The following is a 22,054-nucleotide window of genomic DNA, read 5'->3' on the forward strand; positions in this document are numbered from 1 at the left end:
TTGCAATGATGGGCATCCAAAATAGTGTAGTGCGGAGAGGGTTCTGTTAATGTCTTCAATATTCAAGTTTTTCCGAATTACATTCTTTCTTGTCCTGTATTCCTTTTTGTGCGTGGTCGTGGTGACCACAATGCTTCAGGATTGGCCGGACGGCGGCCAGATGCTGTTTGCGTTCGGTGTTCCTGTCATTCTCGTGTGGTGGCAGGAAAAACGGAGATCGCGGAAAGTCGCTGCGCAAGCGCAAGCCAAGGGAAGTTCCGAACGTCGAACATCCCGATCTGAGCCGAAAGCGCGACCAAGTGCCTACGACAAACGTGTCGAGCGTGAGCGGGCACGAACTCGCGAAGCCAATGTTTCCAAAGCATCGGCTGCGACTCAAGCCTATTCCCCACCGAAGCAGGACTACGCCGAGATCGTTCGCGCTGGAAAGTCTGCTGCGCCCGCTCTTGCGGCAGCCGCTGAAAGAAAAAAATCTGGACGAGTTGCATCGAGCAGGTCGTCCCGAACAAAGAAGAGTGGATGGGTCCCGTCTACCGAAACTGCCAGCGTGGCCGGCCGCAACATCGGCGGGATGGTCTATGTCGGTACGCCTCCCTTGCTGAACTCCTACGGGTATCGCGACAAATGCCGAGCCTATATCGATCCGTCCCTTTCGGTCGCACGATCAGGCACGGACAAGGCTGGCGATGGCATGCCGTATTGGCCTGGATACTCGAATATTTCACCTCAGTGCCGGGCGACCTACCTCGACTGGTTGGCCAGCGGGCGAAACGATGCCTCCTATAACCCCGGCTACATGTTCCTGTATTTCTATGGGTTGGAGCGTCGCTTCTTCGTCGATCAGTCAAATGAAGATGCCAAGGATATCGTCCAAGAAGTTCGGCGGCTCCAGTCGCTTTACTCTGACAACCACTCCGTCAGGCGCTATTTGGGTGAGTTCCTCGACATTGCGATGCTTGCTGAAACCGACCTCGACGCCATTGAGCCTATTTTCGAGAAGCAGGGCTGGGAACTTCCGTTCTCACTCAAATACGCAATCGGAGCTCGGATCGACAAAGGTGAGCACCTGACAGCGGACTGGTTGCTGAGTTGGTTCATTTGCCATCCCGAAAGCAATTTGAGAACCCCCGCGTCGCGGTGTCGCGACGAATTCATCGCTCTTTTCCGCATGCGATTTGATCAGCGCTTTCCGGACGCCCTTAAAGTTACAAAGCCTAGGAAAAAGCTTACGGCGTCCTATCGCGCCGCTTCTAGTGAGTTTGAGGGATCGGCCAATCCAACAGTGGATGGAAAACCGGTGCCGGATATTTCTGGCTTGCGCAAACCGGTCGAGATTGCCCAGGAACTGGCTGATGAAGTGATGATCGATCTCGACAAGCTTAGTCGTTACTTGGGCCGAAATCCTGACGGTCGCGGAAGCGTTGAAGCCCATGCATTGCTGCCCTCGGAACTTTGGGAGGCCTTCCCATCTGAGAAAATGGAACGCTTGAAATCCTGGGCTGCCGATATCGTAGATCGGGGCGGATTGGTGCCGCTTAAGGAGGTTATCGGATACCTCGAGGGAGAAACGAACGAGAAGATCGGAAAACGGCAGATGACAGGAGTGGCCGACGCGCTCGCGCGCCTCGGTTTCGGTCTGGCGCCCGACCCTCGGTTTGCGCTCCGGTCGCCCAAAGCGGAGGAACCCGTTGTGTTGTTTAACCTAGGCGAACCCATCGAAAGACTGGAGGAAGTTTCCGACAGCTATCGAAGAGCCTTGATCGAATTGGCACTTGGGTCGTTCGTCGCCCATGCGGATGGTCGCATCGCGGAGCCTGAACGCAGGGCGCTGGAAGATCAAGTTTCTGCCGCGGCCCTTAGCGATCAAGAACGCCGCAGGTTGCATGCAAACCTTGAATGGTTCCGGGCCGTGCCACCGGACATGACGCTTCTGCGGCGCAAACTGAAGGAGGTGGGCCAAGACAGTCAGGCCGCTATTCGGGCAGCGCTTGTTGGTGCAGCACATGCCGATGGCATTATTCACTCCGATGAAGTCGCGAGCATCGAGAAAATTTACAAGGCTTTGGGTCTTGATCCTGCGCTGGCCTACTCGGATTTGCATGCTGGCGAAGTTTCGGATGGTCCTCGCACTGTTCGTGCATCGCAACCGGGTCGCCCGGGCGAAGCGATACCCGAACTTGAAAAAGCCAGCGGACCCAAGCTCGACGCGTCGCGGATCGCAGCAATCCGTTCAGACACCGAGCGCGTGTCATCTGTCCTGGGCCAGATCTTCGATATCGAAGAGGACGAAAACGTTGCCTCCGGGCCTGCCAACCAAAGTCATTTGGCAGGGCTGGACCCGAAACACGGCGCCCTTGTCCTCGAACTGGTAACTCGGGAGCATTGGTCTGAAACCGAGTTCGAGACGATCTGCGCTTCGCACGGCTTGATGGCGTCTGGGGCTTTGGAAGTCGTGAATGAATGGGCTTTTGAGATCTACGATGAAGCGCTTCTCGACGAGTATGATGGATATGACGTGTCTCCGGAGATTGCGGAGGCGGTAAAAGAAAAAATGAGTGCGGGGGACAGGGATGTCGAAGTTGAAACCACGTGAACGCGATGCAATCGTACAGGCGCTCCGGGCTGGGGTCGTGCCCAAGCTCGGTTTGCGCCATATTCAGGTTGGCCGCGTCCGAGAGATTGAAGAGCTCGTCAAAGACATGGACCGGATATCCGATGGCGGATCGGCGATCCGGTTCATCATCGGGGAATACGGATCGGGCAAGACGTTCTTCATGAACCTGATCCGCCTCGTGGCTCTGGAGAAAGGCCTGGTCGTGATGTTCGCGGATCTGGCGCCGGATCGGCGCATTCACGCGACCGGCGGACAAGCTCGAGGGCTTTATGCCGAAATGGCCCGCAACCTCTCGACGCGAACAAAGCCCGATGGTGGGGCATTGGCCAGCGTGGTGGAGCGGTTTGTCAGCCAGGCTCACCGAGACGCTGAAGAACGGGATTTGCCAACAGGGTCTGTCATCCGTGAACGCCTTGGCCACTTCGAAGAACTTACCGGGGGGTTTGAGTTCGCTGAAGTCATCCGTCGATATTGGGAAGGCCATGAGACCGGCGACGACCAGTTGAAATCCGCGGCCCTGAGGTGGCTGCGCGGTGAATTCGCGACACGCACCGACGCGCGCAAGGCGCTTGGAGTGCGAACGATCATCGATGATGCCAGTGTCTATGACCATCTGAAGCTGATGTCGGCATTCGTGTGTGAAGCCGGTTACAAAGGTTTGCTCGTCGGCCTCGACGAGATGGTGAACCTCTACAAGCTGACCTCGTCGCAGGCTCGCAATGCAAACTACGAACAGATCCTCCGGATCCTGAATGATGTGCTGCAAGGCAGTGCCGAGAACCTCGGATTTCTCATGGGCGGGACTCCGGAGTTTCTGATGAACACCCGTCGAGGGCTCTACAGTTATGAAGCCCTCCAATCGCGTTTGGCCGAAAACACTTTCGCGCGAGACGGATTGGTCGACCTTTCAGGACCAGTTGTCCGGCTGGCCAGCCTGACCCCTGAAGACCTCTTCGTTCTTCTGGCCAATGTCCGGCGGATCATGCAGGACGGCGCCGGTGCTCTGCCGGACAATGCGCTTGAGGCCTTCATGGCGCATTGCTCGGACCGGATCGGTGAAGCTTACTTCCGCACCCCGCGCAATACGGTGACCGCATTTGTGAACTTGCTTTCCGTGCTTGAGCAAAACCCCGGTGTCGAATGGAGCAATCTGATCGAAAAGATCGAGGTCTCCGAGGACCTCGGCGAAGACATGACCGAAGTAGACGAGTCGACTGGCGCCCAAGACCCCGGTGACGATGATCTGATCAGCTTCAAGCTCTGACGCCGATGAGCAATGCGTTCGACAAACTGGCGAGGCCTGTGCAGAAATGGATACGCCAGCAAGGATGGCGCGAACTTCGGGACATCCAGGCGCGTTCCATCCGGACAATCTGCGAGACCAATGCCGATTTGATCGTTGCGGCCTCCACGGCGGGCGGAAAGACCGAGGCGGCGTTCCTGCCGTTGATTTCACAGGTGCTTGACGCGCCGTGCGACGGCATCGGCTTCGACCTGCTCTACATCGGTCCGCTGAAAGCCTTGATCACGGATCAGGCCATGCGGCTGGAGGGCATCTGCCAGGAAGCAGAGCTTCCGGTTGTTCCCTGGCACGGGGATGTCTCGCAATCTATCAAGACGCGCGCGTTGAAATCTCCAAAAGGGATCCTGCTGATAACCCCAGAGTCCCTAGAGGCACTTTTCATTCGTCGTGGTTTAGAAATCGCTCGCCTGTTTGGGGCCACGCGGGCGGTAGTAATCGACGAATTGCACACGGTTTTAGATAGCGAACGCGGTGTCCAGCTTCGTTCACTGCTCACACGGCTTGAGCTCGCTATAAAGCGCCCGATCCGACGTGTAGGTCTGTCAGCTACTCTGGGCGACATGGACCTCGCCAAGGCTTATCTTCGTCCTGATGCCGCAAACGCTGTCGAGCTGATTGAAGCAGATGGCGGCGAAGCTGAACTCAAGCTCCAGCTTCGCGGCTACCTCTCAGGCGGTGAAGATGAAAACAGCCCATCAGCAACGGACGCCATCGCAGCCCATCTGTTCAAACACCTTCGAGGCAGCGACAATCTGGTCTTCGCCGGAGCGCGCCAACGGGTCGAGATTTACGCAGATCGGTTGCGGGAGCTTTGCGAACGCGAAGGCCTGCCGCAGGAGTTTTATCCCCATCACGCGAGCCTCTCCCGCGAACACCGTGACTTCGTGGAGCGCCGTCTAAAGGACGCCGCAAAACCGACAACTGCCGTATGTACGTCGACACTAGAGCTTGGTATCGACATCGGCGACGTAACCTGCGTGGCACAAATCGGCGCGCCGTTCAGCGTCGCAGCGCTGCGGCAGCGGCTCGGGCGTTCAGGCCGGCGTGAAGCGCAACCGGCCATTCTCAGGCAGTATGTTGTCGAAGCCAAGTTGACGCCTGAGAGCAGTTTCGTGGATCGCCTTCGCCTCGGCCTGATCAGGTCCATCGCGATGATAGACCTGCTGCTGGAAGGCTGGTGCGAACCGCCAAAACCGCAGGCGCTACATCTTTCGACACTCATCCATCAGATACTGTCGGTCATTGCGCAGCGCGGCGGTGCGTCTGCAAGCGTAGTCTACAACGTGCTGTGCCGCGAAGGCCCCTTTAGGAAAGTCACAACCGATGTCTTCGCCGATGTGTTGCGGGCGGTCGGTCATCCTGAATCCGGTTTGATCGAACAGTCCGGTAGCGGGCTGTTACTCTTGGGCCCGAAGGGCGAGAAACTGGTCGAGCACTACAGCTTCTACGCGGTTTTCCAGACGCCTGAGGAATTCCGTTTGGTTGCAGACGGGCGGGAGCTCGGCACTCTGCCGATCGACAATGTCCTTGCCCCGGGGCTGCTGCTTATCTTCTCCGGGCGGCGTTGGGTTGTTCAAGAAATCCATGACAGCGAAAAGGTGATTGTAGTCAAACCAGCGAAAGCCGGTGTGCCACCTGTCTTTGGCGGTGATCCGGGTGATATTCATGACAAAGTAATTGATCGAATGTTCGCGGTACTCGAGGGTAGTGCCCTGCCGGCTTACATGGACCCGGCTTCTCTGAAGATGTTGGAAGAAGCGCGCACACATTATGACCAACTCGGGTTCCGGACCGAGAACATCCACGCTCTTGGCGAGCACGCATCGATTGTCGCAACGAGGGTTGGGACAGTGAAGACGTCAACTCTCATGCTCGCACTCAGGAGCGTAGGGTTCTCGGTTGAGCAGCATGACGGGTTTCTGATGGTGGAGGCCGGTGACGAAACACCCTATCTTCGAGCGGTGCTGGCAGAAATGGCATCTGGCGAACCTCTTGACCTGTTCGGCGATGCCGGAAACCTAGCGACGGAAAAGTTTCACATTTATCTTTCGATGTCACTTATACAATTGGATGCCGTTTCTTCAAAACTAGCACCTGATCATCTGCCTAGCATGATCGATCGGATTGCTAAGCCATAAGGGCGTATTTTGTTGAAAAACTCTTCCTTGATCGACGCATGAACTGCTGATTCAATTCTTCCAATGGGCGTGAGGATTGGCGATGATGGGACCGAGGCAGGAAGCGCAATCGTCGCTGTTCTATGAGTTCTCATTGGAGAACCACATTCCCCAAGATCACTTGCTTCGGTCGATTGATCGCTTTGTTGATTTGAGCAGCATTCGAGCGCATCTCGCGGATTTTTACAGCCACACCGGTCGTCCATCGGTCGATCCTGAACTGCTGATCCGGATGCTGCTGGTCGGCTATTGCTTCGGCATCCGATCCGAACGGCGGCTTTGTGAAGAGGTGCATTTGAACCTGGCCTATCGCTGGTTCTGTCGTCTCGATCTGACTGACCGCGTGCCTGATCATTCGACGTTCTCCAAAAATCGGCATGGCCGGTTCCGTGAGAGCGAGCTGCTGCGTCATCTGTTCGAGACGACTGTTGCGCGTTGCATCGCGGAAGGTTTGGTTAGCGGTCAGCGCCTGGCAATTGATGCCAGCCTGATCGAGGCGGATGCCAACAAGCAGAATTCGACACCCAAAGAAGAATGGTGCGCCTCTGACATCGACCCGACCAATGCCCCTCGCGCCGTTCGCGAGTATCTCGACACGCTGGATGAGGCGGCTTTCGGGGCTGCGAGCGAGGTCCAGCCTAAGTTCACCTCCCATTCCGATCCGGCGAGCCAATGGACGGCCGCCAGAAAAGGCCCCGCATTCTTTAGCTATTCTGACAATTATCTGATCGACACGGATCATGGCGTCATCGTCGATGTGGAAGCCACACGGTCCATCCGACAAGCTGAGGTCGGATCAACTAAGACCATGCTGGATCGGGTAGAGGACAAGTTCGATCTGCATCCCGAACGCCTGATCGCGGACACCGCCTATGGCACCGGACCGCTTCTGGGCTGGTTGGTCGATCGCAAGATCGCACCGCACATCCCGGTCTTCCACTGCCCGGCAGGCGATTGCAAAGCAATCTGCCGAGAGGGGACAAGTCCGGTCGCAACGATGGAACATGGACCCGCGCCGACTTCGAATGGGACGCCGAAAACGATCTATATGTCTGTCCCGAAGGTCACGCCCTGAAGCAGTTCCGCCGTAACTACTCAGACCCGAACAGGGGGCCGACTGGCAAGGGCACGGCGCGCTATCGCGCCTTGAAAGAAGTCTGTCAGATCTGCCCATCCAAAGCCAAATGCTGTCCGAACGCCGATGCGCGGAAGATCACCCGTGAGGAGCACGAAGACGCTCGTCAGGTCGCACGCGACATCGCCAAGACCACGCAATACGACATCTCGATGAAACTCAGAAAGAAGGTCGAGATGCTCTTCGCTCATCTCAAACGCATTCTTGGTCTTGGCCGCCTCCGATTACGCGGACCATGCGGTGCAAATGACGAATTCCTCCTCGCCGCCACCGCCCAGAACCTCCGCAAGCTGGCAAAGATCTTTCCCGCACCGCAGCAAACGCGCAAAGCCTGACCCGAAAGGCGCTCGCGTCGCATTCACACGCCCACTTTCTGCGCCAGCAACACGTTGTTTTTCCACAGAATCGGCGGGAAGCGGAAGTTCGCTGCGTATGCAAAATTGTGCCAACTATGTTTCATAGCGGACGCTCGGGCGCGGTCTGTGAGCCCAAGCTTCCAAGTACACTTTTTGACTCTAGGAGTCTTAAATCATGTGGTTGGGCACCTTATTAACTGGGTTGCAACAAGTCCCCTCTGCATCAGTGCCGAACTTCCACACTTAACTTTCTAAATTGTCTCAGTTTCGATGAACGCCCTCGTCCCACCTAGATCAGAGAAAGCCCTGGTACGGCAGCTGAGTACGATAATTTGCTGATCTTTCGCCGCATGCGACAGCATGTTGAACATCATTGAAATCCGCTCGTCATCTGTGTGTACGAGTGCGTCATCAAGGATCAAGGGCACGAGTCTGCCCTGTTTTGCGAACAGCTTTGCAAAAGCCAAGCGAGTCAGGATCGCGATTTGCTCATAAGCACCGCCGGACAGCACGTTAACGTCGTCCTCGACACCGTCACGGATGATCTTACCAACAAGCATCTTTTCAGGATCAAGTTCAAAATCTGCCCCGGCATGTAACTGCGCCAACAGTGGGCCCAGTTCGTTGCGGATCGGTTCGAAGTACGTTTCTTGAGCATCGTTGCGCGCTTCATCAAGATGCGCGATGAGCATGTTTAAGGCCTTCGCTTGTAGCTCATATCGTTTTGTGCGCTCTGAAGCCTTTGCAAGTTGGTCGGTTACTTCTGCGAGCTTCTCTTCGACGGCGCCTTCAGACTGCGTTTCAATAGCTCCGTCCACGCGTGCAAGTTCGCGCTCTAGTTTGTTGATTTCATCGCGGTCTGCTTTCTCAGCGCTAAGCAAGCGCTCATGGGTTGACCGCGCCATGTCAAGATCAGGTGCGTTTGCCTTTAGGTCCACGAGCGTCTGCGCCGCCTTCTCTTCCTTCTCAATCTCTTCGTCACGGGATGTTTGAAGTGCAGCAAGGGCGGCATCTTCACCCTGAGGCTTTGTCAGCAACATCTTTTCTTCCAAGAGATGGTTCAGCACACCGGTGGCTTCGGCAACATCATTTGCAGCCTGCAGGGCGGCTGTCTGAAGCGGTTGAATGCTGGACCTGAGATCCTCTAGATCATCATCGAGGACGGATATCTGCTCTTCGATCTGCACAGCAGAAAGGTCGATAGTCTCAGAACTAGCAGGGCCCGGGGGTTGATCAGCTGGCGAATGGCCAAGCTCATTGCAAAGCGCCTGCCACTCCCCATCCAGAGCCTCGACGCCATCAGGCGCTAACCCTCTGATTTCTGCTAAGGCGACAGCCCTGTCGTTCCCCGCGCCTTGACGCGCATTAAGCGCGCTGCGGGCTTCTTGCACTGATTGAACACCAAACGCCTGAAGGGCTGCTGCCTGATCTGCTTCTAACGCGTCTGGATCTTCGATACCCGCACCTGCCCCAGCCGCTGGAGAGAGATTAACGGCTCCATACCCCGAGAGTTTCAGTGTGAGGGGACGGTCAATCAGCGCTTCTTTTTCAGGTTCGAGCGCCACTCCGTCGCATTCGGCAGTTCCTGCTGCCGACGGTTGGACTGAGAATTTTGCAAATTGTGCGTGCCGTTGCTCATGCGCCACGCTGATACGCCGCCCAAGGTCAACAACGTGATCAAGGTCAATTTGCGTTATTTCGGCGCGCTCCAAAATCACTTCCGCATCTCGGAGCTTTGTCTGAGGTACCGAAAGCTGGCTGATGAGATCAGCGAGCACGCGCATCCTCTCCCATTTTTGGAGGGATTTCTCGGCCGCTCGCGCAGCGCTCAAAGATTGGACCAGATCGCGTCGTTCCGTTTCTTTTTGCGCGATCACTGCCTTTGCGTCCGCCAAGGCAGTATCTGATTTAAGTAGTACCGCTCGAAGATCGGACGTTTGTGCCTCTCTTAGCGTGATTTCATCAACGAGCTGCTGACGGCGTTCCCGTGTGTCTGTGATGTCTTTGATTTGACGGATCAGCTGGTTCTTTTCTGCTTCAATCAATTGGAGCGCCTTGTCGGCGTCCGTCACATTGCGATCGTGCTGCTGTGCCATTTGATAGGCTTCTTCGGCCAAAGTGAGTTCTTGAATCCGCGCTTCCTGTTTTTGCGGATCATGCAGAGCGCGCAGACGCAACTTAGCCTGTCGTTTTGTTGCTAGGGCCTCCGAAAGAACTTTTACATCTGCCTCAAGCCGCTCCTTATGCTGGAGCAGTTCATCGATGCTGTCCTCGATCGTTTTCCATGGGCTTCCAGCCTTTGCTTTAAGACTTTTCGTGGCTAAAGCATCTAGTTCCTTGCGGCATTGCTCGACAATTTTGTCCATGCGACGCCCGCCTGTCACCGCATCAATCTGACCTCTCACGCTGGACATCAAGTCGCGACGCGCCGCAACATTGCTGGCGTCCTTGTCTTTGCCAATCGGATCTACATGAGTTGACCCTTGCCTCACCCAAAGCAAACCAGCAGGTCCTTTGTTCACCTTGTTGATATTGTCTTCAATCCAGGCTTCAGCGTCACCTTGTTGTTTGATGACCTGCCCACTCCCGCAGTCGATAACTCTTGCTGACTTTTGAACCAGAAACGATTTCTCTACCCGGAATTCCTTCCCATCAATTTCTACAACAGCTGCCACGGACGCGGCACCGCCAGAATACGGCTGTAAGTTCCTAACCTCTTGCGAGGATGACCCATGCGGCACAAAGAACAATGCGTGCAGTGCATCAAAGAAGGTGGACTTTCCTGCTTCATTCTCTGCAGTGATGGTCGTCAAACCGTCGCCAAAAGGCCCTAGCTGCGCTTTCTGACCGCCGAAACGACGTACATTTGTCAACTCAAGCTGACGCAGCTTCATTGGGACGGCTCCTGTTGGGAAATATGGAACAGATGTGTCAAAGCAATTTGTGCGATCTGAACATCCTCAGCTGTCCGGCCCTGAAGATCCGTGGCTTCAAAAAGGCTGTCCGCGGCAGCCCGCAAAGCGCCACCAGTGGCAATCAAATCAAGATCATCGACGGCCTGCTCGATACCCAATCGGTCGAAGATGGCTTCGAAGTAATGAAAGTCGTCAGCGATCTGTTTGCAGGTTTCCCGAAGTTGGCTTTGTTCAAGCAGTCCAAGCCGCCCAGATGCCTCAAACCGAACCAACGTCTTATCCCGATCCGAAGCCGGGAGTGCCTCAGTCAATTGCGACACCGGATCCGTGCCCGCAAAGAAGTCTAGCGCTAGTAACCGCCAGTCAAATTGCCCAATCGGAACGGGTGTAACCTTCGGGACATCACCTTGCGCTGGTATCTCAACAAGTAGCGCACCCGCTAGGGCATGTCCTTTGAAGCTGTCCGCTTCAGGGCTACCCGAATACCAGGTCCGCGGCGTTATTGACTTTTGACCATGCCAATCGCCAAGGGCCAGATAGTCAAGGTTGGAAAGCTCTGCTCGATCCGGCCGAATGACCGCAACTGTTCCCTCTTCGCTGCCGAAGTCTAGAATGCCGCCGTGTGCCAATCCGATCCTGAAACGCTCTCCTGTCGATGCATCCTGCATCCAGTCCGTCAGGTCTACGCCGGGATTGCGCACTGTTGGGGGTGCCGGAAGGACGGCAACGTTGTCCCCGATTTCGATAATCTCCGGTGTTAAAGCAAGGATCACATTGTCTGGCCTGTCACGCTGAATCCGCTCCCAAAGATCAATAGCTGCAAGGCTGTCGTGGTTCCCAGGCAATAGGATCCATTGCAGATCAGAAAATTCGCCAATGATGTCTAGGGCACGGCGAACCACCTTGGAAGGCGGAGCTTCGGCGTCGAAGGTGTCTCCGGCAATCAAGATGAACTCAGCTTTGCCCGCCCTTGCGGCATCACCAAGACGTCTCAACGCGTCAAGGCGGGCCATTCGGAGCGCCGCCTGTGTATCGGCGTCGAACCGACCGAAAGGTTTTGCAAGGTGCAGGTCGGCAGTATGAAGAAATCGCACCAGAAAAACTCCAAAAAAATTTCCACCACCGTAGGCCTTCAAGGATATGCCTGCAATCAGGCAATTTCAGAAACGCCTACAAAGAAGCCCGTCAAAAAACTAATCAGCTGCTTCGCGGCATAATCAGCATGCTTTTGCTCTAATTCATCGCATTACCGTGCTAAATTCATGCTGGATGCATTGATCCGAGACACTCCATAATCTAGCCTTACAACTAGAGGTATTTCATGACGAATTTTTTCCACCGGATTTTCGGCGTTGCTGACAAGAACATCAACATCACTTCGGAAACAACTGAGAACCGGAAACCCGAACCCCTGATCCGGATATCTGGCGAACCGGACCGTAAATTTGAATTGTTGAAGACGGGAACATTTAGGTTCGTGGCCGTTGATGTAGAAACCGCCAACAGCAACAATCACAGCATCTGCCAAGTTGGCCTAGCCATGGTATCTGATACTGGCGAGATCCACACCGTAAGTTTCTTGGTCAATCCAGAGGAAGGGTTCGACGACTTCAATGTTCGGCTTCACGGAATAAATGACAACGCCGTTTGCCATGCGCCTATTTTTGAGGTGATGCTTCGATCATTGCGACCGTTTTTAGAGCGACACACGCTCATCCAGCACAGTGGTTTTGATAAGCGAGCCTTCGATGCAGCTTGTAAAACGAAAGGTATTCCGAGCCTGCGAACAAAATGGCTCGATAGCGTCATTATCGCCCGAACAGCTTGGCCAGAACTAAAGGGCAATGGAGGCCATGGATTGGCTAGCCTCAAAGCATTCTTGGACTTAGATTTTGATCACCACGACGCTGAAGAAGATGCCCGCGCCGCAGCTGAAGTTGTTCTTCTTGCAGAATCTCAATCTGGTGAAAAATTCCCAGAACTGGCAAAAACAGCAAAACAGAGAAATCAGAACTTTCCCGCCTCGGTGGCAGTTGAAGGAAACCAAAGCGGGCCGCTCTATGGGCACGTTGCTTGCTTTACTGGGCAGCTGTCTCTTAGCCGGACCGAGGCTGCAAAAATAGCTGCTGGCGCTGGCATTACTGTCAAAGCTGGCATGTCAAAGAAGGTCACTTTGACCGTCGTTGGAGAACAAGATTTGGCTACTCTCGTGGGGCACACCAAGAGCTCCAAACACCGTCGCGCCGAAGAACTTATCAACGAAGGCTATAAGATTCGCATTATCGGTGAACTGGAGTTTCTTGAACTAGTTGGCAAATTGCCTTCTTGAAGTAGCGAATTTCTAAGCAACGACCTTTCCTTGTGGTCCAAACACCATTGATCGGAGATCCGAATGCCCTACGTAAACTCATCCGCTATGTCCCGTATTGAATGGGACAGTGGAACCCTTTCGATCTGGTTTACGGGATCTGGAAGATACGACTATTACAATGTACCCAAAACGATCTACGAAAGGTTACTTGCTTCAAGGTCGAAAGGAACGTTTTTCAATGGTCATATTCGAGACCAATACGGGAGCTAACCAAAGTGCGCGATGATAGCGTAGAGTTCATCAAAATTGTGAGATTATCGTAGGCTGGAAAATATATGCCGGTCCCCATCATTTACATATTGGTACAAACATGAAGATAAAAAACATTGAAATTCGAAATTTCAGATCAATCAAGCACGAGAAACTAGACTGTACGCAGTTCAATTCGTTTGTTGGCCCGAACGGGTCAGGGAAATCGACGGTCTTGAATGCACTTAACGTATTTTTTGGAGAAATTAGCGCGTTTTCAGAAGAAGATTTTCACAACCGGGACACGAGCGCTCCCATCGTGATCAAAATCACGTTTCATCACCTAAGTGACGATGCGGCGGAAGAGTTTAGCCACTACGTGAGGGCGGGTCTTCTTGTTGTCCAATCGGAAGTCGCGGTCAATTCCGACGGGTCTTTCAAGAAATCCGTGCGCGGAGAGCGCCTTGTATTCTCTCCCTTCAAAGAATTTTTTGAAGCCAAGTCGGCGAAAGAACGCAGCGACATTTTTAAACGCCTGCAAGAAGAATACAAAGGAATAGGAGACGCCACCAATGACGACAATCGTCGCGCGGCCCTTGCAGACTACGAGGAGGCGCTCCCAGATACCGAAAAGCAGTTGGCTGTAAGTGGTGCCGAATTCTTCGGCGTCAGTAAAGGCGCACACAAATTCCAACGCCATATCAGTTGGGTTTATGTTCCTGCGGTCAAGGATGCCTCCAGTGAGTCCGAAGAAGCAAAAACATCTCATTTGGGCAAACTGATCCAGCATACCATCAGATCTGGGATGGACTATGATGCAGAGCTTGACCGGATCAGAACTGAAGCACTTAATTCCTACTTGGAGCTCTTGTCCAACCAACGGACCCATTTGACGGCACTGCAGGGCCGGTTAGCAGAAAGGTTGCAGGCAGCCGTCATGACTGACGCCGACTTAACTTTGGACTGGAAGAAAGATGAAAAGTCAGTCTCCGTCCAAGAACCTGTGGCACGAGTTCAACTCTCTGAACGAGGTTATCTCGACAATGTTGAAAAATTTGGTCACGGACTACAGCGTTCGTTCCTGCTAGTTATTCTTCAAGAACTGATGGCAGTTGACAGTACGGTTAGCCCGACGCTGCTGCTAGGGTGTGAAGAACCCGAATTGTATCAACACCCACCACAAGCGCGGCATCTCGCTGAAATCCTAATGGAGCTATCAAGAGGTGATGCTCAAGTCTTAATCACAACACACAGTCCCTACTTTGTGGAGGTCGAGCACTTTGATGGCATCAAAATGTTCCGTAATGTTTCCGGATCGGTTTCGGTGTCTAAGTCATCGTTTTCGAACATTCTAAGTGATTACAATAAAGCTTTCGACAAGGCATTGCACAACGAGGATCAGGCGCGAACAAAACTGGCCATCCAGACACAACCGAAATTCAACGAAATCTTCTTTGCAGAGAAAGTCGTTCTAGTCGAAGGAATATCGGATCTTGCTTGTCTCGAGGCATACCTTCGACTTTCGGGCAAAAAATCAGATTTCCAGAAATCTGGTGCTTCCATCGTTGTTTGTGAAGGCAAAAGCTCACTTGCACTTATGCTCCTAATTGCAAAGAGTTTCAGGATACCATGTCATGTAATTTTCGATTGCGACTCGGGTTACGAACAGAAATTTCAAGAAAATCCTGACAGATACCAAGGAGCCCGGAACGAACACATTCGTGACAACGACGCAATCCTAGAGCTTGCGGGACACGGTAAACTAGGAACGTTTCCTGATGAGCATGTGTTTAAGGATAATCTCACAGCTTGGCATGTCGATATAGAGTCCACGCTAGATCAGGAGTTTGGCTCTGATTGCGAAGCCTTCCACCAGGCTGGAAGGAACGCTGTAGGCAATTTGCGGGGTTCAAAAAAGCATCCACTTTATGTTGCGGCGTCAATGTCGTCTGCTTGGGAGGCTGGCAAAAAATTTCCTGTTCTAGCAAAGGTTGTAACGGCTTTGCTGGCATGATGAATTCGCCACTTGTAAGCAGTTGACCCATTCAACGATAAACGAGATGCTCTAGTCTCGCCGACTATCTGAATCGTACACCCGATATTTGCGCCATCGTATCCGCGATGTTTTTATGGGTGCTCCGCGCTGTCAAAAAAGTCATGAACTGCGCAACGCTCTATTAGAGGGCGGCAAATCGAGCGTTGGACATCGAAGGTCTGCTTTGCGGGCTGCGACCGCAGTATCAGAGTTGGGTGGTGAAAGTCCGGTTAGGGCCGGGGTAAGCCATGCGGATGTTGTTTAGTAGCATTCATGCTTTGTCGGAGCGAAAGACGACCGCAATCCGATCCAAGATCTGTGTGTTTGCGTTTCGCGACGCGCTTTCGGCTGCAGCTAATAATTCTTCCATTCGGGTGCGCACGTCCGACATCGTTTTCGATTGTTGCTGCTCAAAGAATCCGTAAATGGCATCGATCCCCAGATAATCTGGGATATCTCTTTCCTTTTCACTTCGTTGGCTGACGTCCTGTTTGGCTTCAATCCAATGGGGATCGAGCTCCTGGGCCCAGGCCTCCGCTAGCTTTTCAAGTGACGGGAGCGTCAGATGCCCGAACCGGTTGTAGCCTTGGTTCTTTGAAGGACCCGACGCGAGAAACCTATCCAAAGACTCCAAGAGTGAAACCGTGCGCTCGGGACGGATATCCCAGTGTGCAAGACCTTCCAATGTCGGCTGAAGACCCTCGATTACAGAACTCAACTCAGATTCTGTCGGTCGTTCCTGGTGTTTTTCGGCCTTAACCGTTTCGCCATAGGCCTCGCGCAGCAGCCGCGTGACTTCTGGCTGATCCCGGATGATTTCTTGTCGATCGCCTATCTCGCGGACGGCCAAAAGTCGGGGTGGCAAATAAGACGCCTCGACCAACGAGGGCGAGCGCCCACCAAGGGCAATGATGGTCATCGGTGTCTTGCCGGCGAGAAGACACAGCTCAGCGCCCCAAAGGCTTTGAGGTTCGATGCGCTCTATGGACAGACGGAGATCGTTTGGTAGCTTGCGCCGCATATCTTCAACCAGATCGTAGAGGTTGTTCCGGCGAAGCGGCCGCGGTTTCTTGTGCTGCTCCAGGATCAGGTCGGTCAGATCGCCGGCAGAAAACTCGAGATACTCGTCTGCGAGATCTGAAGCACCAACGCCAGAAAGCAGAGCGATGGACTCGATGCGATCACGGCCCTTTTTGTCGGAAGAAAGCACAAGCCCGGGCAGATCGAACGTGGTGTAAGTGATCTTGGAATGCGGGCTGTCGATGCGGTCGATCCGCCCCAGGCCCTGAAGCATGCTCTTAATGTCGGAGGTTACGCCGACGATGCCTAGGGCTCGTGCACGTTGGAGGTTGATGCCTTCCGCCATTTGAAAGGTCATGAACATGGCTCGGCGACTGTCGTCGGACGCCTTCTTTCCGTCGAGAGCCAGGTATTCTTGGGCTTCGGCACCATTTCTAGCGACGGTAATGCCTGTACCGGGACCCAATTTGTGATTGGCGGCCACGAGGATGACGTCCGGTTTGGGGCCCTTCCGGGAGGAGAGGAGGCGTGCGTAGACCTCCAGAACGCCAATCCGTTCAGATAGGAAAATCACTTGCCGATGCTGATTGAGCATCTCCGCCATATGTTCGGCGCGCTTCTCATCGATCGCATCAAGTTCCCGGCGCTGGAGCAATTCACCGATGCGGTCACAAATCGGCGTCGTCGTTCGTTTGTCGAGAGGGAGTTCGCCACTCCTCGGCGTGATAGTGATTGTTGCAGTCTTCCCGCGGCGGCTTTCGCGTTCTGAACGCCTAAGGCTCTCTCCTATCGACGTGCGACCGCGCGCATCTGCATCCGCGGCCCGCCTACGTTCCCAATCTTCCCGCGCGAAGGTGATTGATGACCTCAAGATCGCCAGAAAGTTCCGAATGTGAATCCGAGCCTTGTCATGAAAGCGAACTTCTGTTTGGCCTGCTCGTTTTGGGTCGGCAGATACAAGAGTTGTGCCTGTCGAGATGCTCTCAGCCAGTTTTCTGATTTCGTCCAGGATAGCCGATTGCGCGGACGTGAGTTCGGCATCGATCCTGATGCTTTCGATCTCAGGGTACGCATAGATCCCAGGTCCGCGTTTCTTGGACTCTCCGACGCAATGCCGCTGACGCCGGACCACGTAGGGCGCCAGTGCGTCGGCCATGTCGGCCTGGATTTCGCGCGGATCGAGCCGCTTGCCGGCGAGACGCGCTTCGGCTTCTTCAATTGGTTGCGCGAGGTCTGCTTCAGACAGGAACATGTCTTCCATGCCAGACTGCTGACGATCCTCGAAGTTCTGCTTAAGAGTGCGGAGTGCGTTCAACTCCTGTGCTCTCTCGCGTCCCCGCTTGAGGTTGTCGTTGATCCTGGCGGTGATTTCGGGGGGCACATAGATCGAGGCGCGTCGTTCATGGAAGGCGAGCAGTCCGTCCAAGCCCTGGTTTCCCATCAATGTCGCTGACAGGCACGACGTCCAGATCGCCGGGCTTTGCTCGAAGACCAGAGAACGTCTCGATGGGGCGAGATAGCGGGAGTTCAATCGATGACTCTCGTCCACGATCATAGAGGCAGAAGACCGGACGCCTCGGTTTATCTCATCAAGCTCTTCGGCCTCTTCGCCTTTGCTGCGTGAAAGATGGCTGTGCTTAATGAGATTGAGGTTTGCTGGCTTGCTCTTGTCCCAATTGCGAAAAACGCTCGCCGGAATGATGCCGAGCGCACCATTGCGTGTTTGGTCAGGACGTTCATTTCCATGTCTGAGAACGACGCTCGAGTGCATCGTCGGCAAGACAGTCGCCAAGTGCTTGCCGATGTCCGTCTTGCCTGCTCCTGTCGGTGCTTCGACAAATGCAAACCCGTGCTCGTAGGCTGTGCCTGCGGCCTCGTAGACGAGGTCAGTCTGGAACGGCAGCGGCGATCGCCCAGCGGCGCCGTCACCGCCAACACGCCACGGCGCATAGGACGTCATTTCGTGAACTGCTCGGGCGAGGGCTTCTTCCGCGCTTACAGGCCTCAGAAGTGCCCTAAGGATCTCGAGAGCTTGTTCAGTCCAGTCGGTACCAAGCGACCAGAAGTCTTCGGCAACTGCGCGACGCTTTGTGGCAAGATCAGGGAAAGCTTGAAGATCGTCGGCGTACTCGAGGTTGCGCCTAAGGCCGCCAACCGAGAAGTTGGCGCTGCCTGCGAGCGCGCCTGCGTCACTGATGAAGAGCTTCGCGTGAAGCATCGCGTGTGTATGACCGAACCGCTCCCGAGCCAAATCACTGTCGAAGATACGAAGCGAGATCGCTCCCGATGCGATCGCATCGTAAGCCAGGACAGCCCGTAATTCGTCAAGGGAGCGCAGCGATAGCCCTCGCGTTTCAAGGAAATAGTCACGGGCCTCTTCCGAGAGTCCGCGTCTGCTCCCCTCGAGCCGGTCTTGGTTCTCTGTATTCGTCCCGAATATGATCCGGATCGTATCAGGTGGGTCGGATACAACGCTTGGCCGAACCCGAAGTATGATCGACATCGCGGACAGAAAGTCCTGGTATCCAGTCACGACTAGAGCCTTTGATCCATTCAGAGTGCGATCTACGAGCTCTCGGACGGATCGTTCCCCATTAGTTGCCCAAACCAGTTCATGGTCGCTGGCGGTTTTGACCAAGGGCGCTGGTTCAACATCGACGCCGACAGCCTCTTGCTCGCGTTCCTTGGAACCACGAAACAAAAACCTTGAAATAAAACTGTCTGGTCGGTCTCGCGCCACTCTTGTCTCCTCTTGTGCAGTTTATCGCGAGCAGCAGGCAATCCAAGTCGTTGATTTGAATGAAAGCGATAGCACTTTCGCGGTCAATCGGCTCCGAATTGGGTGACAGACGACAATACATCGGCTCGCTCCAAAGCACTTCGCAGCGCGTGGTTTGAAACCCTCACATAGATTTCGGTGGTCTTGAGGTTCGCGTGTCCGAGGAGCGCTTGAACCATGCGGATGTCGATACCCTCCTCGATCAACAGCGTCGCCGCCGAGTGCCGGAACCGGTGCGGCGTCAGGTGGGGTTCGATGCCGAGGCGTTTCGACAGTGCCCGGAGCCGCTTGCGGAAGGTGGCTGCACGGAGCCGACGTCCCACCTTGTTGAGAAACAGTGGTGATGTCATGGACCCGTATTCGAAACGCTGCTGGCAGTGGCGTTGAAACTCCTCCTTGAGCTCCCGGTTCGGCACGAAGACGAACCGCTCTTTGCTGCCCTTGCCGTTTACGAGGATCTGACCTCCGTCCGGGGAGACGTCGCGGACCTTAAGGTTCGTCAGCTCGCTGATCCGAAGCCCGGTCACGATCAGAAGCTTGATGATCAGGAGCGTGACGCCATCTTGCGAGACCGGCGCCGAGTCTTCCGCGCCTGGCGTCGATCGTGCAGCGTTGGCGCATTCACCGGCGTGGAGAACCGCTCTGAGGATGTCTCGATCGATGGGGCGCGGCAGGCGCCGCGGGATCCTCACGGAGATGCAGACGTCCGCGAACGGGGAGGGCAGGGCGCTGTTCCGATCTTCGCGCCAGGCATAATACGACTTGAGGGTGACGAGCCGCCGCTCGATGGTCGCGGGCCGGGCGCCCAGCTCGTCGCGCAGATGGCGGTGGTAGGCGAGGATATCGTCTTTCGACAGCGGATCGGTGAGGTGGTGTGCCTTGGTGAAGCGCGCGAAGGTGCGAAGATCTTGGGCATAGGCACGGAGCGTATGGTGGCCGAGGCTGCGCTCATCGCGGCGCGAATTGACGAAGGCGGCGTGATCGAGATGGGACATGCTGAACTCCTTTGGGTGAGTTCAGCCAGTTCAGCACGGACGGGTCGCCCCACCGAAATCACCCGCTCCAGCGGTAACGATAATGGGCCCTACAATCTTCCCTGCCTTTGGGGCCGCACCCAATCATACCGACGCAGAAATGAGTTTCGTATCAACGTTGACCTATTGAGGGCAGCGATATCCCAGATTCGCAATCGGTCGATTTTTGTTCGCGACAACAATCGCCATCGTCGCAGGTGGTCAAATCCCGGCTACCGATCTAAAGTTACCGTTATCTCAGTCAGAGGAATTTGACGTGGCCAGCTCAATAATTGAAGAAGACCTGACTGTCGAAGGCAATGTCAGGTCAGACGGAGGTGGAGTTGACGTCAAAGGCCATGTGGTTGGTGATGTCAGCGCTGATGTGATTACCGTTCAGTTGGGCGGATCTGTTGATGGTGCGTTGTCGGCAAAGCAGATCACGATTGAAGGCAAGCACAAGGGCAGCCTAAAATGTGATGATCTGAAGCTAGCCTCGAGTTCAAACGTTCAGGCTGATGTCATTGCCCGGACGATGGAGACCGAGCGTGGTGCCAAGGTTGTGGGCAAGGCCAATATCACCGGTGCGCAGTAGAACTCACCCTTAGAATGGTCTGTGGCCACGGCACTCTTGTATCTTTGCGATCGCTGGGCATTTATACAAGCTTAGTGCGGCCCGAGACGCGCCGCGATGTACACCTCTCAGCAGGCCGATTACTCGAACGCCAACAGAATTTCATCACAGCGCGAGCGTCATTTTCGGTGGTTTGACAGGCCGAGCTCGTCCCGCATCCAGCTGAAATCATACTCTGCAACGGGGGACCCCGTCTGGCGGGCGCTGCGGTTCTCGATTGTCTTCAGCCAGTCAACCACCTCTTTCTTGTCCTTGCCGTGAAGGACGCGACCATCTAGCCTGATCAGCGATATGACCAAAGGCGTCCAGCTTCGTGATCGTCGCCAGATGTTCGCATTGTGGCTGAGAAGTATCCCTTGTCATGGGTAGCTGAATAGACGCTAACTGGGCGTCGTACTACTGAAATTCGAATATCTTTTTGTGGTGAAAAGGATGACCTCGGCTCGCTCCGAGAGGACGGGCCCCTCTTTGCAAGTTTTGCTTGGTGGCGGCGCCAGGACGTATGCCCGGTCGCAAGTCTGACAGGTGCAGGCCTCACTATAGCTGGTGTCTATTTAAGTATAGGATTGGAGTATTTCCCAACACTGCAACCTGGTTCTAGTGTCAGGTTAACACCGCTTGATTCGCCGCCTCTCACTGCAATTAACTGAGTACAACTTTTTGTTACCAATAGAAACTCATCTTTAAGCAGGCGTATTGCCTTGTGACTCTCCTAGTTAGAGGTGCAGAAAAGCCACGAGCGCCTATGCCAGAAAGATGCAAGCCTTCCCGGAAAGAACTAGTACTTATGAGCGAAATACTAAAGCCATTGATTGAATCATTGTTCAGAACTGGTGCGCTATTGGTATTTGCTGTCACCGTATTCTCTTTAAGTCTATTAACTGAAGCGAGCGCCAAAACTGTTTTGTGTACAGATTTTGAACTTTTGACAGCGGAGAACATGAAAAAGGTTGCCGAGCAGTATGGTGGTGTTGATGACGATGTCGAGTTTGTCGAGTGGACTGAAGAAAATGGATACCCAGTCGATACGAAAGTCATAGTTGTCGCGCTAACTAAACACGGGAAGTTAGGGGATTTACCTTGTGTGGATGCAGCTTCTGAAGTCTTTCCGAATGTACTGAAGTTGGTGCATGAGTTGGACAGTGTAGTTGGTGAGTATCAGGGAAATATTCCCGGGATTAAAATGGTTCCGGGTGTGGATAAATCAAAGAAGTTGCAAACAAGGACAAGGCGGGTACACGAACGAGGGTTATCGTTGGAGGCTACCGTGTCCATCGAGTCTGAACCTGATCGTAGTTTTTGGGTGATCGAAGATTTTTTTGAGCTCGGTGTTGGTTTTTGCAAAGAGCAACAAGAATGTGATTTAACACGAGGGCATAAGTAGATGGGCTCTCAATACAAAATTAAAATTGGCCATGGTGGTACCGTTACACTTTATGAGCAAAGTGTTGAGTACGATGGCTATATTTCAATAAAGGGCCCAGGTTTTGAATTTAGCGGACGCAATCAATAC

12 protein-coding genes and 1 pseudogene are annotated in these 22,054 nt (G+C 54.2%); 9 read left to right on the forward strand and 4 right to left on the reverse strand.

The window, feature by feature from the left end; all coding sequences use genetic code 11:
• Positions 1–49 precede the first annotated feature (49 nt).
• From Q1B13_RS19610 to Q1B13_RS19625, 4 genes and pseudogenes are all read left to right on the forward strand, one after another.
• Positions 50–2,593, forward strand: coding sequence for a TerB N-terminal domain-containing protein (locus Q1B13_RS19610; RefSeq protein ID WP_299083208.1), 2,544 nt, complete (start codon positions 50–52; stop codon positions 2,591–2,593).
• A complete protein-coding gene (locus Q1B13_RS19615; protein WP_299083210.1) occupies positions 2,571–3,878 on the forward strand; it encodes an ATP-binding protein in 1,308 nt (435 codons plus the stop codon). Before Q1B13_RS19610 ends, Q1B13_RS19615 begins: the two co-directional genes overlap by 23 nt.
• Positions 3,879–3,883: 5 nt before the next feature.
• Positions 3,884–6,055: a DEAD/DEAH box helicase gene (locus tag Q1B13_RS19620; RefSeq protein WP_299800282.1), complete on the forward strand. Its 2,172-nt coding sequence runs from the start codon at positions 3,884–3,886 to the stop codon at positions 6,053–6,055.
• Positions 6,056–6,137: 82 nt separating this feature from the next.
• Positions 6,138–7,564: pseudogene (locus Q1B13_RS19625) on the forward strand (IS1182 family transposase).
• A 272-nt stretch (positions 7,565–7,836) separates the two neighbouring features.
• On the opposite strand, the gene Q1B13_RS19630 reads toward Q1B13_RS19625, so the two are convergent.
• Complete coding sequence (locus tag Q1B13_RS19630; protein ID WP_299083215.1) at positions 7,837–10,479, reverse strand: AAA family ATPase; 2,643 nt, start codon at positions 10,477–10,479, stop codon at positions 7,837–7,839.
• Entirely contained in the window at positions 10,476–11,594 is a 1,119-nt protein-coding gene (locus tag Q1B13_RS19635; RefSeq protein WP_299083217.1) for a DNA repair exonuclease, read from the reverse strand. Before Q1B13_RS19635 ends, Q1B13_RS19630 begins: the two co-directional genes overlap by 4 nt.
• 227 nt (positions 11,595–11,821) lie before the next feature.
• Here Q1B13_RS19635 and Q1B13_RS19640 point away from each other — a divergent pair, with 227 nt between their 5' ends.
• From Q1B13_RS19640 to Q1B13_RS19645, 3 genes are all read left to right on the forward strand, one after another.
• Positions 11,822–12,829, forward strand: coding sequence for an exonuclease domain-containing protein (locus Q1B13_RS19640; protein ID WP_299083219.1), 1,008 nt, complete (start codon positions 11,822–11,824; stop codon positions 12,827–12,829).
• 87 nt (positions 12,830–12,916) lie between these two features.
• A complete protein-coding gene (locus tag Q1B13_RS27050) occupies positions 12,917–13,081 on the forward strand; it encodes a KTSC domain-containing protein (protein ID WP_366871119.1) in 165 nt (54 codons plus the stop codon).
• A gap of 100 nt (positions 13,082–13,181) precedes the next feature.
• Complete coding sequence (locus Q1B13_RS19645) at positions 13,182–15,074, forward strand: ATP-dependent endonuclease (RefSeq protein WP_299083221.1); 1,893 nt, start codon at positions 13,182–13,184, stop codon at positions 15,072–15,074.
• 292 nt (positions 15,075–15,366) lie between these two features.
• Here Q1B13_RS19645 and Q1B13_RS19650 read toward each other — a convergent pair whose 3' ends face one another.
• Both Q1B13_RS19650 and Q1B13_RS19655 read right to left on the reverse strand, forming a co-directional pair.
• Entirely contained in the window at positions 15,367–18,855 is a 3,489-nt protein-coding gene (locus Q1B13_RS19650) for a phospholipase D family protein (RefSeq protein ID WP_299083223.1), read from the reverse strand.
• A gap of 83 nt (positions 18,856–18,938) precedes the next feature.
• Positions 18,939–19,889, reverse strand: coding sequence for a tyrosine-type recombinase/integrase (locus Q1B13_RS19655; protein ID WP_299083225.1), 951 nt, complete (start codon positions 19,887–19,889; stop codon positions 18,939–18,941).
• Positions 19,890–20,184: 295 nt separating this feature from the next.
• Here Q1B13_RS19655 and Q1B13_RS19660 point away from each other — a divergent pair, with 295 nt between their 5' ends.
• Positions 20,185–20,502, forward strand: a complete 318-nt coding sequence (locus Q1B13_RS19660; protein ID WP_299083227.1) for a polymer-forming cytoskeletal protein — start codon at positions 20,185–20,187, stop codon at positions 20,500–20,502.
• An 826-nt stretch (positions 20,503–21,328) separates the two neighbouring features.
• Positions 21,329–21,925 carry a hypothetical protein gene (locus Q1B13_RS19665; RefSeq protein WP_299083230.1) on the forward strand — a complete coding sequence of 199 codons (597 nt, stop codon included), beginning with the start codon at positions 21,329–21,331 and terminating at the stop codon, positions 21,923–21,925.
• The last annotated feature ends 129 nt before the right edge of the window (positions 21,926–22,054 follow it).

It is taken from the genome of uncultured Ruegeria sp. (assembly GCF_947489545.1).
GTDB lineage: Bacteria > Pseudomonadota > Alphaproteobacteria > Rhodobacterales > Rhodobacteraceae > Ruegeria.

Bases quoted from the DNA above. Each gene is read 5' to 3' on its own strand.
- Q1B13_RS19620 (WP_299800282.1), top strand. From the start codon at position 3,884: ATGAGCAATGCGTTCGACAAACTGGCGAGGCCTGTGCAGAAATGGATA.
- Q1B13_RS19665 (WP_299083230.1), top strand. From the start codon at position 21,329: ATGAGCGAAATACTAAAGCCATTGATTGAATCATTGTTCAGAACTGGT.
- Q1B13_RS19640 (WP_299083219.1), top strand. From the start codon at position 11,822: ATGACGAATTTTTTCCACCGGATTTTCGGCGTTGCTGACAAGAACATC.
- Q1B13_RS19655 (WP_299083225.1), bottom strand. From the start codon at position 19,889: ATGTCCCATCTCGATCACGCCGCCTTCGTCAATTCGCGCCGCGATGAG.
- Q1B13_RS19645 (WP_299083221.1), top strand. From the start codon at position 13,182: ATGAAGATAAAAAACATTGAAATTCGAAATTTCAGATCAATCAAGCAC.
- Q1B13_RS27050 (WP_366871119.1), top strand. From the start codon at position 12,917: ATGTCCCGTATTGAATGGGACAGTGGAACCCTTTCGATCTGGTTTACG.
- Q1B13_RS19610 (WP_299083208.1), top strand. From the start codon at position 50: ATGTCTTCAATATTCAAGTTTTTCCGAATTACATTCTTTCTTGTCCTG.
- Q1B13_RS19630 (WP_299083215.1), bottom strand. From the start codon at position 10,479: ATGAAGCTGCGTCAGCTTGAGTTGACAAATGTACGTCGTTTCGGCGGT.
- Q1B13_RS19615 (WP_299083210.1), top strand. From the start codon at position 2,571: ATGTCGAAGTTGAAACCACGTGAACGCGATGCAATCGTACAGGCGCTC.